Genomic DNA, 13877 nt, shown 5'->3' with positions numbered 1-13877 from the left:
TCCTTTCCGGGTTGATTGTTGAATGGGGTCCTGTCGCGGGTCATCGTCGGCGCTCCTTCCGGCCACGGCCGATGAGATGCAGCGCTTCCGTCGCGACGTGCTCCGGGGTGATGCCGAAATGCCTGTAGAGTTCGCCAGCGGGGGCGGAGGCTCCAAAGCCCTGCATGCCGATGAAGGTGCCATGGGGGCCGATCCAGCGGTCCCAGCCGAGCCGCCCGGCGGCCTCAATGGCAATCCGGGGTGCGCCGCCCAGTATCCGTCTCTGGTAGGCGTCGGTCTGGGCCTCGAACTTTTCCCATGAGGGCATGGAAACGACAGCGGCCTCGACGCCGTTTTCGGCGCGCAGCTTCTCGGCGGCTTGAACGGCGATCTCGACTTCCGAGCCGGTGGCGAGCAACGTGATGTCGCGTGGTCCCTTCGCCTCCCGCAGGATATAGGCACCCCGTGCCGAAAGGTTTTCCTGGGTGTCGGTCGTGCGCAGCATCGGCAGGGCCTGCCGCGAAAGCGCGAGCGCGCTCGGGGTCGATTTTTCGGCGAGCGCCAGTTCCCAGCATTCGGCCGTCTCGATGATATCGGCGGGCCGGAAGACGTTGATGTTGGGCGTCGCCCGCAGCATGGCGAGATGTTCGACCGGCTGGTGCGTCGGGCCATCCTCGCCAAGCCCGATGGAATCATGGGTCAGCACATAGACGACCGGCAGGCCCATCAGCGCCGAGAGGCGGATCGCGCCGCGGGCATAGTCGGCAAATACTAGGAAGGTGCCGCCATAGGGAATGAAGCCGCCATGCAGGGCGATGCCGTTCATTGCCGCCGCCATGGCATGTTCGCGGATGCCGTAATGCAGGTAGCGGCCACGGAAGTTTGCGGCGGTAATGGCTTGCGTCTGGGAGGTCATGGTGAGGTTGGAGCCGGTCAGGTCCGCCGAGCCGCCGATGGTCAGGTCGGTCGCGCCGTTGATGACTTCCAGCGCCATCTGGGAGGCCTGACGGGTCGCGACCTTGGTCGCCTTTTCCCGGTGCTCGTTGCGGAATTTCGCCAACCGACGCGCGGTTTCAGGACCGATATCCCTGTTGACGGTGCGCTCATAGCGCGCCTTCGAGCGGGAGGCGTTCCGGCGGATCTCCCATGTTTCGCGCGCGGCGCGTCCACGGAGCGCAACACCTTCCCAAGCGGACTTGATCTCGTGCGGCACAAAGAAGGGCGGGTGCGGCCAGTCGAGTTTTTCGCGGGTGGCGGTGATCTCCTTCTCGCCGAGGGCGGCCCCATGGGTCTTGTGGGAACCTTCCATACTGGCCGCACCCTTGCCGATCAGCGTGCGGCAGGCGATCAGCGATGGTTTGCGGCTCTTGCGGGCGCGGTCGATGGCCTTGGCCACGGCTTCGGGATCGTGGCCATCGACGGCCTGAGCATTCCAGCCGGCAGCGCGAAAGCGCGCCAACTGGTCCATCGACGTGGAAAGGGAGGTCGCCCCGTCGATGGAAATACGGTTGTCGTCCCAAAGCACGATGAGCTTGCGCAGCTTCAGGTGCCCGGCAAGGTCGATCGCCTCGTGACTGATGCCTTCCTGAAGGCAGCCGTCGCCTGCAACGACATAGGTGAAGTGATTGCAGAGCGACGAGCCGAAGCGGGCCGCCATCATCTGTTCGGCAATCGCCATGCCGACCGCCGTCGATATGCCTTGCCCAAGCGGCCCGGTGGTCGTCTCGATGCCGAGTGCATGGCCATATTCCGGATGTCCCGCGGTCTTCGCGCCGAACTGGCGGAAGGAGGAAAGCTCGGACATCGGCATGTCGGCAAAGCCGATCAGGTGATGGATCGCATAGAGCAGCATCGACCCGTGCCCGGCCGAGAGCACGAAGCGGTCGCGGTCCGGCCAGTCCGGCATGGACGGATCGATCCGGATGAAGCGGTTGAACAGCACCGTCACCGCATCCGCCATGCCCATCGGCATGCCGGGGTGCCCGGAATTGGCTTTTTGCACGGCATCCATCGCCAGGAAACGGATGGCATTAGCCATGTCCTTCTCGGAAACGGTGGCGGGGCTGGCTGCTTTCTGGGAGATGTTCATGGGCGTCCTCCTCAAGACATGCGATGCTTGCGTTCGAGCAGTTTGTGGATGAGCGGCGTGAAAATGAGCTGCATGGCCAGATCGAGCTTGTCGCCGGGCACGACGATCGAATTGGCGCGCGACATGAAGCTGTTCTGCAGCATCGACAGCAGGTACGGGAAATCGATCCCGCGCGGATTGGCGAAGCGGATCACCAGCATGGATTCCGCCGGCGTCGGTATCCATCGCGCGATGAACGGGTTGGACGTATCGACGATCGGCACGCGCTGGAAGTTGATGTCCGTCAGCGAGAATTGCGGGCAGATGTAGTGCACATAATCCGGCATGCGCCGGAGGATGGTGTCGGTCACGGCCTCCGTGGAATAGCCGCGGGTCGCCTTGTCGCGATGGATCTTCTGGATCCATTCGAGATTGATGACCGGCACCACGCCGATCTTCAGATCGCAGTGCTGGGCGAGATTGACATTCTCCGTGACCGCGCAGCCATGCAGGCCTTCGTAGAACAGGAGGTCGCTGTCGCGGAACTCTTCCCATTCGGTGAAGGTTCCGGGTGCCGTGCCGTATCTCGCGGCCTCGCCATCGTCATGGATGTAATGGCGGGTGCGGCCCACACCGCGGCGGCCATATTCCGAAAACACGCTTTCGAGGATTTCAAGTTCGTTGGCTTCCGCCGCGAAGTGGGTGAAGTCTACGCCTTTGGCCTTTTCCTCGGCGATCTTCTTCTTCATCGCCTCACGATCATAGCGGTGGAAGGCATCGCCCTCGATGAAGGAAGCGGAGATGTTTTCGCGCTTGAAGATCTTCTCGAACGTGTCCTTAACGGTGGTGGTGCCGGCGCCGGACGAGCCCGTAATGGAAATGATCGGGTATTTTGCGGACATTCTTTTCTCCTCAGGCCCTAAACAGGCCGCGCTTGCCGAACAGCGGCGCGCGTTCACCGATCATTGCGGGGTCGACATGGTAACGGGCGACACGCACCACCTCGCGGCGCGAGCCGAAGACCAGTGGTGTGCGCTGGTGCAGGCTCTCCGGTTCGAGGTCGAGAATGCGGGTGACGCTGTCGGTCGCCGCGCCTGAAGCGTTCTCGATGAGGAAGGCGATGGGGTTGGCTTCGTAGACGAGCCGCAGGCGGCCGTGGGAATAGCCTTTCCGGCCGTCGGAGGGATAAAGGAAAATGCCGCCGCGAACGAGAATGCGGTAGGCTTCCGTCACCAGTGAGGCGATCCAGCGCATGTTGAAATCCCGCTCGCGCGGGCCCTCCGCGCCGGCAAGGCAGTCGTCGACGTAAAGCCTGATCGCCTCTTCCCAGTGGCGGTAGTTCGAGGTGTTGATGGCGAATTCATGCGCGCGGTCCGGAATGGCAACAGACTTGTAGGCTTGCACGAAGCAACCGAGCCGGCTCGAGAAAATGAAGATCTCCGTGCCCTTGCCGAGCGAGAGGACCAGCGCGGTCTGCGGCCCGTAGATGAAGAAACCGGCGGCAAGCTGACGGTGTCCGGGTTGCAGGAAGGTGGCGGTCACATCGGCTTCGACACCCTTCAGGGCCGGCAGGATCGAAAAGATCGTGCCGATCGAGACGTTGGTGTCGATGTTCGAGGAACCGTCGAGCGGATCGATGGCGACGGCGAGGCGGGCGGCTGGATCGAGCAGGATCGGGTTTTCCAGCTCCTCCGAGGCATAATAGGCGACCGGCGCTCCCTGCAGGCAGGAGAGGAACAGGTCGTCGCAGATGACGTCCAGTTCCTTCTGAATATCGCCGTCCGCATTGGAGCTTTCGCGCAGCCCGTGGAAGGTGTCGTTGAGCGCCCCTTGCCCCACGAGCTTGCGGATTTCGAGTGCGGCCATCGCCAGCCGCTGAATGATTAAGGCCAGGTCGCGGCCCGCTTCGCCGCGCTCTCCCATGCATGAAACGAGATAGGCCTCCAGTGTTGCGCCCGACATGATGTCTCCTCCCCATCGACGGTCGAGGCAAGGATGAAGCAATCGGTAAGTTTGTAAAATTTATTATGTTGACTATCGAAGTTAGAAATATTTACTTTCTAATATGCGTAACGTCACCATCCGCCAACTCCGCACGATCGAAGCCGTCTGCCGTCTGGGCAAGATCAATCTTGCCGCAGCCGAACTCGGCCTCACCGGTCCTGCGCTGACCTTGCAGATCCAGCAGCTCGAGCGGGATGCGGGCGTTGCACTGTTCGACCGGGGACGTGAGGGCATGGTGCCGACAGGGTTCGGCCTTGCGTTTCTGGAAGCGGCCCGTTCGGTGGAGGACAGTCTTTCGGCGCTCGAAGAATCCATCAGCGCCATGAAGGGGTTACGTAAGGGCCGGCTGCGGCTCGGGGTGGTGTCGACAGGCAAGTATTTCGCCCCGCAGTTGATCGCCGCCTTTCGCAAGCATGCGCCGTCCATCGAGATCAATCTCTTCATCGGCAACCGGGCCGAGATCATCCAGAAGCTCCGAGACCATGAGTTCGACATCGCCCTGATGGGGCGTCCGCCCCGCGATTTCGAGGTCCGCTCGCAGGTCTTCGGCGATCATCCGCTGGTCTTCATCGCGCCCGCCGATCACCCCCTGGCCGGTGTGCTCGACATCTCCCGCGAGCGCATCGCGGAGGAGCAGTTCCTCGTGCGCGAAAGAGGGTCGGGGACGCGGATTTCGCTCGAGATTTTCCTGAGTGCCGTTCCCCGGCGTCTGGAGGATCTGGGGACGGAAATGGGGTCCAACGAAACCATCAAGCAGGCTGTGATTGCCGGGCTCGGCATTGCCTTCATCTCGGCGCATACCATCGAGCAGGAGGTCAAGCTCGGCCGCCTCGTCATCCTCGACGTGGTGGATACGCCGATCCGCCGGCAGTGGTTCAGCGTGTCGCGCCGCGACCGGTCCTTCAATCCCGCCATGCAGGCATTCGAGCGCTTTCTGCTGACGGAAGGAGCCCGTCATCTGCCGGTGGTGGCAAAGCCCTATCCGGCAAATGCCTTCGGCTGATTGCAGCATGCCGGCAAGGGGACAGGGGCTCCGCGCTTCAGCCGGCCCCGAAAATGTCTTCGCTGTGGGGTGGGGTGGTCGAGGAAGTTACCGCTACGGCTTCCAGCAATGAATCCATGATGGCCTTGCGAAGAGCATAAGTATTGGCCGTCGTTTGTTTGCGATCCAGTCTTTGGGCTGCGGCGACCAGATTGACGCCTTGCTGCAACACGATCTGCTGTGCCCGATTTAACGCCCAGGCCTCAAGATTTGATTGCTGATTCATTTCAGCTCCTGCGGCTAAGTCATAGATTTTGTCATCTGACCGATACGAATCGATCTTTAATAAATAATATTATCTTGTTCTGATTTTCGAAATATCCATGAAGCTTGCGCGAGGCTTTTCATCGCCTCGCCCAATTTTAGTCAGCTATATCGTTCTTCCGGTGTGTTCTTGCGGCATGTCGAGCGGGATTACACGCGCCCTGCATGGGCGGGTGCCGGCAAGTCTGAGCGATCTGTGTTCCGACGGCATGCTTGGAAGACCGGCCCGATGCCGATGAGAACCGGGTTCTCGTAGCCGATTTCGCTTATTCCCCGTTCGAGATCGTTCAGGCAACCTGCCCAGCTTCTCTGGCTGGAGCGGGTCACGGAACTTGCGACGACGACGGGCAGATCGGGCGCCATGCCCGCGTCGAGCAGGCGGCTGCGGATCTTGCCGGCCGTTCGCCCGCCCATGTAGAAGACCGTGGTCGTCTTCGGGTCGGCGAGGTTGCGCCAATCGAGGTCGGCGGGCAGATCCCCGCTGCGGGCATGGCCGGTGACGAAGCGGACTGCCTGGGCACGATCTCGGTGGGTCAAGGAGACGCCGAGGCTTGCCGCCATCGCGCTTGCGGCGGTGATGCCGGGCACGACATCGCAGGAGATACCGTGCCGTTCGAGGAAGGCGATCTCTTCACCGGCCCGGCCGAAGATCATGGGGTCGCCGGATTTCAGCCGCACTACCCGTTTGCCTGCCTTGGCGAGCGCCAGCATGGTATCGTTGATGTCCTCCTGCCGGCAGCTTTCGCGTCCGCCGCGTTTTCCTACCAGCATGCGCTTGGCTTCCCGTCGGGCAAGCTCCAGGACTTCGGCCGAAACCAGATCGTCGAACAGGATCGCATCGGCCGATTGAAGGGCGCGCACGGCTTTCAGGGTCAGGAGTTCGGCATCGCCCGGACCGGCTCCGACCAGGGTGACATGGCCGTGGGTCTGATCGACGGCCAGCCGTTCGGCGTCGGCGAGCAAGGATTGGCCATCGCTCTCCTCCGGTGGGCGGTTGCCGGCGAAAGCGCGGTCGACGAAGCGTTCCCAGAAATTCCGGCGTGACTGCGGCGTTGTCAGAAGCGTGTTCGCCCTTTCTCGCAACGCCTGCGCCAGTTCCGCCCATGACTTCAGCGCAGGCGGCAGCAGCGTCTCGATACGCCGGCGGATCGCCTGGGCGAGAATCGGGGCGGCGCCGTCGGTGGAAATCGCCACAACGACCGGCGAACGGTTGACGATGGAGCCGAACTGGAACTGGCAGAAATCGGGCTTGTCGATGACGTTGACGGGAACACCGGCCGCACGGGCGGCATCGTGAAAGGCCTGCGCCTCCTCTTGCGTTTCGCAGTCGGCGAGCGCGAGAGCCTTGCCTGTAAAGATGCCGGGATGCCAGGCATGGTGGTGGTGGATGATGGAGCGGACTGCTGTCTCATCGATCAGCGCCCTCATGGCATCGCCCAGTTCCTCTTCGGCGCAATAGACATGCACCTCCGCCCCGCAGGCGGCCAGCAGCTCGGCCTTCCAGGCCGCACCGTCGGAGCCGCCGGCGACGACTGCCTGTTTTTCTCCAAGCGACCAGAAAACGGGAAGCTTGGCGAGCGGGGCGACACGCGCCGTCGTGGTCGGTTTCGGCTCACTCAGCCGCAGCGGCATGGCAGGCATCGATGATCCCCCTGATTTCTGCGCGGCAGGAACCGCAATTGGTGCCCGCGGAAAGTGCCTCGCCGACGGCTTCCACTGTCCGGCAACCGCCCTTTACCGCGGTAACGATCTGGTTCACGCCCACCGAGAAGCAGGAGCAGACGGTTGCGCCCGGATCGGGCCTGTCCGCCGCCGGCCGGCCGGCGATCACGGCAAAGCGCGTACGGGCATCCGAATGGCATTGCTGCAATTGCCCGACCGCCCACTGGCGGGAGACGGCAACCGGGGTTGTCGCGACGAAGAGAGCCAGCAGCAACCGCTCTTCGAGGAAATAGGCCAGCCTTGTAATGCCGGTGGCGCGGTCGCCGTATCCGATCAGTTCGGCTTTCGCGGGAAGCCTGAACCGGGCGCGGCACCAGCCGTCCCAATCTTCGGCGGGCTGTTGCCATGCGAGTTCCGTGCGCCAGCCGCCGGGCGCGCGGGCAAGGGCGAAATAAGGCAGATCAAGCCCTTCCGGTCTGTTCGCGCTGATTGCGAACCCGTAGGCCGCTGCAGCAAAGCGCTTTGCCTGCACTGCGACATGTTTGGAGGCAGGCTGGCCGGAGACCGGGTCCGTCACCGGTGGCACCAGCGCGTCGATGCGGCCTTGGGCGGAGGTCTCTCCGGTCCAGTGCATCGGCACGAAAATCGAACCTCGGGATTGTCGTGCGCTCAGCAGGGTGCGGACGATTGCGCGGCTGCCCGTTTCGCTCGCTAACTCAACGAGATCCGCATCCCCTATGCCGAGGCCGCGCGCGTCGGCCGGATGCATCTCCGCATAGGGTTCGGCGATATGGGCGGAGAGGCGGGCGCTCTTGCCGGTCCGCGTCATGGTGTGCCAGTGGTCGCGTACTCGGCCCGTGTTCAGCACCAGCGGAAAGTCGCTGCACGTCCGCTGCGGCACATCGGGTGCAACGGGCACGAAGCGGGCCTTGCCGTCGGGATGAAAGAAGCGCCCCTCGGCGAAGAACCGCGTCGTCCCGGGGCCGGTGCCGGCGGGCTGGGGCCACTGGAATGGCGCGAGAGCGTTGAAGCCGGTCTCGTCGATTGCCGCATACGCGCCGATGTCGAAGTCGCGGGCGCCGTCGTTTTCGAAGGCGGAAAGGGCGGCATGCTCGGCGAAGATCTCCGCCGCCGAACGGAAGGAAAAGGCCGCCTCAAAGCCCATGCGGCGGGCGACCTCGGCAATCTGCCACCAGTCCGGCCGGGCCTCGCCGGGGGCCGGCAGGAAGGGCCGCTGCCGGGAGATGCGCCGTTCGGAATTCGTCACGGTGCCGGATTTTTCGCCCCAGCCGGTGGCAGGCAGAAGAACGTGGGCAAGCCTTGCTGTGTCGGTCTCCTTCAGGATGTCGGAGACGACGACGAAGGGGCAGGCTTCGATGGCAGCCTTCACGCGGTCGGCATCGGGCATGGAAACGACGGGGTTCGTCGACATGATCCACAGCGCCTTGATGCGTCCGTCGGCGACGGCCTCGAACATATCGACTGCCTTCAGTCCCGGTCTGCTTGCTATTGTCGGTGCATTCCAGAAGCGCTGAACACAGTCGCGATGTTCAGGATTTTCGATCGTCATGTGGGCGGCAAGCATATTGGCGAGACCGCCGACCTCGCGGCCTCCCATGGCGTTCGGTTGGCCGGTCAGCGAGAACGGCCCCATGCCGGGACGACCGATCCGGCCGGTCGCCAGATGGCAGTTTATGATGGCGTTGACCTTGTCCGTGCCGACCGAGGACTGATTGACACCCTGGCTGTAGCAGGTAACGACCTTCTCCGTCCGTTCGAAAAGGCCGAAGAACTGGCGCAGTTCGCTGGCGCCAAGGCCCGTGTTGTCGATCAGTCCGGCAAAGCTCAGGGCGCTTGCAGCGGCGAAGGCGTCCGCGAAACCTGTCGTATGGGCGGCAAGGTAATTCTCGTCGATCGCCGTGCTCTTCGCCAGATGGGCGAGCAGGCCGTTGAAGAGCGCCACGTCGCCGTCGGGGCGAATGGAAAGATGCAGATCGGCGATGTCGGAGGTTGCCGTGCGGCGCGGGTCTATGACGACGACCTTCATGCCGGGTCGGGCTGTCTTGGCGGCGGCAAGCCGCTGGTAGAGCACCGGGTGGCACCAGCCCATGTTGGAGCCGACCAGCACGACGAGATCGGCGAGTTCCAGATCCTCATAGGTTCCAGGCACCGTGTCGGCCCCGAATGCTCTGCGGTGGCCGGCCACCGACGAGGCCATGCAGAGCCTGGAATTGGTGTCGATATTGGCCGAGCCGATGAAGCCCTTCATCAGCTTGTTGGCGACGTAATAGTCTTCGGTGAGCAACTGGCCGGAGACATAGAAGGCGACCGAATCCGGGCCGCTCTTGGCGATCGTCTCCGCGAAGGTGCGGGCCACCGTGTCGAGAGCCGTGTCCCAGCTGGCGCGCTCGCCCATGATTTCCGGATAAAGCGTGCGTCCCTCGAGATCGAGCGTTTCCGCAAGCGCCGAACCTTTGGAGCAGAGGCGTCCGAAATTGGCCGGGTGATCTGGATCGCCCTTCACCGAGACGGAGCCCGCATCGTCCACGGTTGCGATCACCCCGCAGCCGACGCCGCAATAGGGACAGGTGGTCCTGGTTTCAGTGGACATATCTGCAACCCCGACGTGGTAAAACCATACCCGCAACCGCAATCGCCAAAGCCTGCATCCCGCTACTCCGCCGCCTGCAGCAGGCTTTCGAGCATGATCGATAGACGGCCATCCTCGTTGCGCAGCGGAATGGTCCTGACCTCTCCTTCGTCGGCGCCGAGCGCCTTGCCGCTTTCCAGCGAGATTACCCAGTTGTGCAGCGGGCAGGTCACGGCCTTGCCGTGGACGATGCCTTGGGAGAGCGGACCTCCCTTGTGGGGGCAATGATCCTCGATGGCGAAAACCTCGTTTTCGGCCGTGCGGAAGACGGCGATCTTGCCTTCCGGCGTCTTCACGCAGCGGGCGCCGCGGAGCGGAATGTCGTCGATATGGCCGATTGCGATCCAGTTCATGGGTTTCGTTTCCTTGTTGTTGCCTAAGACCCCTCCCCACCCTCCCCACAAGGAGGAGGGCTTAACCCAGCCGAACCCTTGGCGGAGAGAACCGAGCGGTTTCCGCCAGGTCTTCTCCCCCCTTGTGGGGGAGATGGCCGGCAGGCCAGAGAGGGTCTTCTATTCCGCTGCGGCCGAGTAACCGACCGTCGCCATGGGCTTGAACTCGTGCTTGTCCTTGCCGGAAACGCGCTCCGACCACGGGTCGACCTGGGCGAATTTCTGGGAGAAGACGAAGCGGTCGAAATAGGCCCGGCGCTTGTCGTGATCCTCCACGATCTGGCGGCGGATCTCTTCGGTGCCGATGCGTTTTGCCCATTTGTAGATGCGCTCGAGGTAGCGGGCCTGCTCGCGATACATCTGGGTCAGCGCCACGATCACCTCCAGCGCCTCGTCCTCGGTCTTCACGAGGCCGAGCACCTCCGTGCCCTTGATGTCGAGGCCGGCGGCACCGGCGAAGTGGATCTCGAAGCCGCTATCGACGCAGATGACGCCGATGTCCTTGCAGGTCGCTTCCGCGCAATTCCTCGGGCAGCCGGAGACGGCGAGCTTCAACTTGGCCGGCGTCCACGAACCCCACATGAACTTCTCGATGCGGATGCCGAGGCCGGTCGAATCCTGCGTGCCGAAGCGACACCATTGCTCGCCGACGCAGGTCTTCACGGTGCGCAGGCCCTTGGCATAGGCCTGGCCGGAGATGAAACCGGCCTTGCCGAGATCGGCCCAGACCGCCGGCAGGTCTTCCTTGTGAACGCCGAGCAGGTCTATGCGCTGACCGCCTGTGACCTTCACCATAGGAATGTCGAACTTGTCGACGACATCGGCGATCGCCCGCAGTTCCGAGGAACTGGTGACGCCGCCCCACATGCGCGGCACGACGGAATAGGTGCCGTCCTTCTGGATGTTGGCGTGTACGCGCTCGTTGATGAAGCGCGACTGGTAGTCGTCGGCATATTCGTCCGGCCAGTCGCAGACGAGGTAGTAGTTGAGCGCCGGGCGGCACTTGGCGCAGCCGCAGGAGGTCTTCCATTCCAGTTCCTGCATCACGGCCGGAATGGTCTTCAGACCTTTCGCCTTGATGAGGCGGCGCACGTCGTCATGGCCAAGTTCGGTGCAGGTGCACATGGGCGTGACTGCGGCCGGATTATAGGCGTCGCCCAGCGTCAGTGACATCAGCTGCTCGACAAGGCCGGTGCAGTTGCCGCAGGAGGCGGACGCCTTGGTATGCGCCCTGACACCGTCCAGCGTCGTCAGTCCCTTGCCGGTGATGGTGGAAACGATCTTGCCCTTGCAGACGCCGTTGCAGCCGCAGATTTCCGCATCATCCGGCAAGGCTGCAACGGCCGCCATAGGGTCCAGCGCGACACCCCCCTGGTAGGCCTGACCGAAGATCAGCGTCTCGCGCATCTCGGAAATGTCGGTGCCCTTCTTCATCAGGTCGAAGAACCAGGAACCGTCCGCCGTCTCGCCGTAGAGCACGGCACCGATGATGCGGTTTTCCTTGAGGACGAGGCGTTTGTAGACGCCGGCGGCGGCATCGCGCAGCACGATTTCCTGCCGGTCGGGAGCCTCGGCGAAATCGCCTGCGGAAAACAGGTTGATGCCGGTGACCTTGAGCTTCGTGTTGGTGACGGAGCCGTGATATTCGGCGCTGCCGCCCGTCAGCCGGTCGGCCAGTACCTTCGCGCTCTCATAGAGCGGCGCGACGAGACCGTAGCAGATGCCGCGGTGTTCGGCGCATTCGCCGAGCGCGAAGATCGAAGCATCCGAGGTCATCATGCCGTCGTCGACGACGATGCCCCTGTTGACGGCGAGGCCCGCCTCCTTGGCAAGCTGAGAGGCCGGGCGGATGCCGACGGCCATGACGACCATGTCGCCTTCAATGACGCGGCCGTCTTCCAGTTCGATGCCTTCGACCTTCTCCGTCCCGAGGATTGCCTTGGTATTGGCCTTGGTGATGATGTCGATGCCGCGTTCGTTGAGCGCCTTTTCCAGAAGGTAGGCGGCGGCGGGATCGAGCTGGCGTTCCATGATGGTCGGCATCAGGTGGATGACGGTGACATCCATGCCCTGCCGTTTCAGGCCGTAGGCTGCCTCAAGTCCCAGCAGGCCGGCGCCGATGACAATGGCTCGGCCCTTGCCGCTGGCGATCTTCAGCATGTTTTCGACGTCGTCGAGATCGCGGTAGGGCAGCACGCCCGGCAGTTGATGTCCGGGAACCGGGATGATGAAGGGCAGCGAACCCGTGGCGATCACCAGCTTGTCGTAAGCCGCCGTGATGCCGTTCGCCGAGGTGACGGTCTTTGCATGACGGTCGATCCCGGTGACTTTCGCGCCCTTGTGCAGCGTCACGTTATGGGCGGCATACCAGGCGTCGTTGTGGATGACGATGTCCTCGTAAGCCTTCTCGCCTGACAGCACGGGCGAGAGCATGATGCGGTCGTAATTGACGCGCGGCTCGGCGTTGAAGATCGTGACGTCGTAAAGGCCGGGGGCCTTTTCGAAGAGTTCTTCCAGCATGCGGCCGGGGGCCATGCCGTTGCCGATGATGACGAGTTTTTCGGTCATACCGTTGGCTCCATGTCTTTCGTGCTGCGGGTGCTTGCCGCGATCATCACACCGGACAGCGTCCCATAGGCGGACGTCCAGGCAGCCTTGGTCTCCGGGGTGAAGTCCGGGCCCAGGCCCTGTTCCAGTGTCCAGAGAAGGGCGTCGCCCACCACCTCGTAATGGGCCGGCTTCACGCCATAATCGTTGTGCTTGACGGCCAGCGCCACGGCGGCAGGCACGATGCTCTGAAGATCCCTGAGACCGTTGACGACGACGCCGAGCGTCGTCATCAGCTTCCGCCCCTGTTCCTTCATTTCCCCCTTGAAGAGAGGCTTCACTTCGGGCGCGATTTCGAAGAGCCTGCCGTAAAAGAGCTCCGCTGCAGCTTCCCTGATGGGTACGACCTTCGCGAAGGAAGACTGGACGAGGTCAATATCCTTGGGTGTCATGACGCTCTCCTCCTCATTCAGCGGCTTCGACGAAGCGGTGGCGTTCGTAAAGGAACTTCAGCACGGCTTCGCGGGATTTGAGGTAGGTGCGGTCTGAGGCGAGCGCGATGCGGTCGCGCGGGCGCGGGATCGGGACTTCCAGCACTTCGCCGATGCGTGCAGCGGGACCGTTGGTCATCATGACGATGCGGTCGGAGAGCAGGACGGCCTCGTCCACGTCATGGGTAATCATAATCATGGTGTTGCCGAGCCGGGCATGGATCTCCATCACGGCATCCTGAAGGTGCGCGCGGGTGAGTGCGTCGAGCGCGCCGAAGGGCTCGTCGAGCAGCAGGATCTTCGGCTCCATGGCGAGCGCCCGGGCAATGCCGACGCGCTGCTTCATGCCGCCGGAGATTTCGGAGGGGCGCTTGTCCCTGGCATGGGCCATCTGCACGAGGTCCAGATTGCGCATGACCCATTCGTGCTTTTCGGACTTGCTCTTGCGGCCGGCGAAAACCTTGGAGACCGCGAGGTTGACGTTTTCGTAGACGGAAAGCCAGGGCAGCAGCGAGTGGTTCTGGAAAACCACGGCGCGTTCCGGGCCGGGCTCGTTCACCTCGGCGTTTTCGAGCAGCACGGCGCCGCTCGAAACGCGGGTCAGGCCGGCGATCAGGTTGAGCAGCGTGGACTTGCCGCAGCCGGAATGGCCGATGATCGAGACGAACTCGCCCTTGTCGATGGTCAGCGTGACGTCTTTCAGCACTTCGGTCTTCGTGCCGCTGCGTTCGAAGCTTTTGTCGATATGGTCGATCTTGAGATAGGCGTTCATGGTGTC

At 63.1% G+C, this 13877-nt stretch carries 11 protein-coding genes; 1 reads left to right on the top strand and 10 read right to left on the bottom strand.

Translation table 11 applies throughout. The features are described 5' to 3' along the window. Positions 1–40: 40 nt before the first annotated feature. The 3 genes from tkt to ACLBKR_RS15085 are packed head-to-tail and all read right to left on the bottom strand — an operon-like array spanning position 41 to position 4009. Positions 41–2068 (bottom strand): transketolase, encoded by a 2028-nt coding sequence (gene tkt, locus ACLBKR_RS15095; RefSeq protein ID WP_414899516.1) that lies wholly within the window; start codon positions 2066–2068, stop codon positions 41–43. Between the two features lie 11 nt (positions 2069–2079). Next, positions 2080–2949, bottom strand: coding sequence for a phosphoribulokinase (locus ACLBKR_RS15090; protein WP_112831318.1), 870 nt, complete (start codon positions 2947–2949; stop codon positions 2080–2082). Between the two features lie 10 nt (positions 2950–2959). Further along, positions 2960–4009 carry a class 1 fructose-bisphosphatase gene (locus ACLBKR_RS15085; RefSeq protein WP_113340911.1) on the bottom strand — a complete coding sequence of 350 codons (1050 nt, stop codon included), beginning with the start codon at positions 4007–4009 and terminating at the stop codon, positions 2960–2962. Between the two features lie 103 nt (positions 4010–4112). Here ACLBKR_RS15085 and ACLBKR_RS15080 point away from each other — a divergent pair, with 103 nt between their 5' ends. After that, entirely contained in the window at positions 4113–5054 is a 942-nt protein-coding gene (locus tag ACLBKR_RS15080) for a LysR family transcriptional regulator (protein ID WP_113340910.1), read from the top strand. Between the two features lie 37 nt (positions 5055–5091). Here ACLBKR_RS15080 and ACLBKR_RS15075 read toward each other — a convergent pair whose 3' ends face one another. The 7 genes from ACLBKR_RS15075 to ACLBKR_RS15045 form a co-directional block, all read right to left on the bottom strand. Further along, on the bottom strand, positions 5092–5319 hold the full coding sequence (locus tag ACLBKR_RS15075) for a hypothetical protein (RefSeq protein WP_113340909.1): 228 nt from the start codon (positions 5317–5319) through the stop codon (positions 5092–5094). Positions 5320–5507: 188 nt separating this feature from the next. Beyond that, positions 5508–6998: a siroheme synthase CysG gene (cysG, locus tag ACLBKR_RS15070; RefSeq protein WP_113340975.1), complete on the bottom strand. Its 1491-nt coding sequence runs from the start codon at positions 6996–6998 to the stop codon at positions 5508–5510. Continuing rightward, complete coding sequence (locus tag ACLBKR_RS15065; protein WP_414899513.1) at positions 6970–9630, bottom strand: molybdopterin-dependent oxidoreductase; 2661 nt, start codon at positions 9628–9630, stop codon at positions 6970–6972. The genes cysG and ACLBKR_RS15065 overlap by 29 nt, the downstream gene beginning before the upstream one ends. Positions 9631–9692: 62 nt before the next feature. Beyond that, entirely contained in the window at positions 9693–10022 is a 330-nt protein-coding gene (gene nirD / locus ACLBKR_RS15060; protein WP_113340907.1) for a nitrite reductase small subunit NirD, read from the bottom strand. A gap of 159 nt (positions 10023–10181) precedes the next feature. Beyond that, positions 10182–12629: a nitrite reductase large subunit NirB gene (nirB, locus tag ACLBKR_RS15055; protein WP_113340906.1), complete on the bottom strand. Its 2448-nt coding sequence runs from the start codon at positions 12627–12629 to the stop codon at positions 10182–10184. Continuing rightward, positions 12626–13060, bottom strand: a complete 435-nt coding sequence (locus ACLBKR_RS15050) for a globin family protein (RefSeq protein WP_414899510.1) — start codon at positions 13058–13060, stop codon at positions 12626–12628. Before ACLBKR_RS15050 ends, nirB begins: the two co-directional genes overlap by 4 nt. Positions 13061–13073: 13 nt before the next feature. Further along, a complete protein-coding gene (locus tag ACLBKR_RS15045; protein WP_414899508.1) occupies positions 13074–13871 on the bottom strand; it encodes an ABC transporter ATP-binding protein in 798 nt (265 codons plus the stop codon). Between the last annotated feature and the right edge of the window lie 6 nt (positions 13872–13877).

Origin of the sequence: Paenirhizobium cremeum, from assembly GCF_047553425.1 — a bacterium.
Lineage (GTDB): Bacteria > Pseudomonadota > Alphaproteobacteria > Rhizobiales > Rhizobiaceae > Allorhizobium > Allorhizobium cremeum.
The sequence above is the reverse complement of the archived record's forward strand: the minus strand, read 5'-3'. Positions and strand labels throughout refer to the sequence as shown.

Excerpts from the sequence above, each read along its gene's own strand:
- ACLBKR_RS15050 (WP_414899510.1), bottom strand. The coding sequence starts at position 13,060 with ATGACACCCAAGGATATTGACCTCGTCCAGTCTTCCTTCGCGAAGGTC.
- ACLBKR_RS15065 (WP_414899513.1), bottom strand. The coding sequence starts at position 9,630 with ATGTCCACTGAAACCAGGACCACCTGTCCCTATTGCGGCGTCGGCTGC.
- ACLBKR_RS15085 (WP_113340911.1), bottom strand. The coding sequence starts at position 4,009 with ATGTCGGGCGCAACACTGGAGGCCTATCTCGTTTCATGCATGGGAGAG.
- nirD (WP_113340907.1), bottom strand. The coding sequence starts at position 10,022 with ATGAACTGGATCGCAATCGGCCATATCGACGACATTCCGCTCCGCGGC.
- ACLBKR_RS15080 (WP_113340910.1), top strand. The coding sequence starts at position 4,113 with ATGCGTAACGTCACCATCCGCCAACTCCGCACGATCGAAGCCGTCTGC.
- cysG (WP_113340975.1), bottom strand. The coding sequence starts at position 6,998 with ATGCCTGCCATGCCGCTGCGGCTGAGTGAGCCGAAACCGACCACGACG.
- tkt (WP_414899516.1), bottom strand. The coding sequence starts at position 2,068 with ATGAACATCTCCCAGAAAGCAGCCAGCCCCGCCACCGTTTCCGAGAAG.
- ACLBKR_RS15075 (WP_113340909.1), bottom strand. The coding sequence starts at position 5,319 with ATGAATCAGCAATCAAATCTTGAGGCCTGGGCGTTAAATCGGGCACAG.
- ACLBKR_RS15090 (WP_112831318.1), bottom strand. The coding sequence starts at position 2,949 with ATGTCCGCAAAATACCCGATCATTTCCATTACGGGCTCGTCCGGCGCC.
- nirB (WP_113340906.1), bottom strand. The coding sequence starts at position 12,629 with ATGACCGAAAAACTCGTCATCATCGGCAACGGCATGGCCCCCGGCCGC.
- ACLBKR_RS15045 (WP_414899508.1), bottom strand. The coding sequence starts at position 13,871 with ATGAACGCCTATCTCAAGATCGACCATATCGACAAAAGCTTCGAACGC.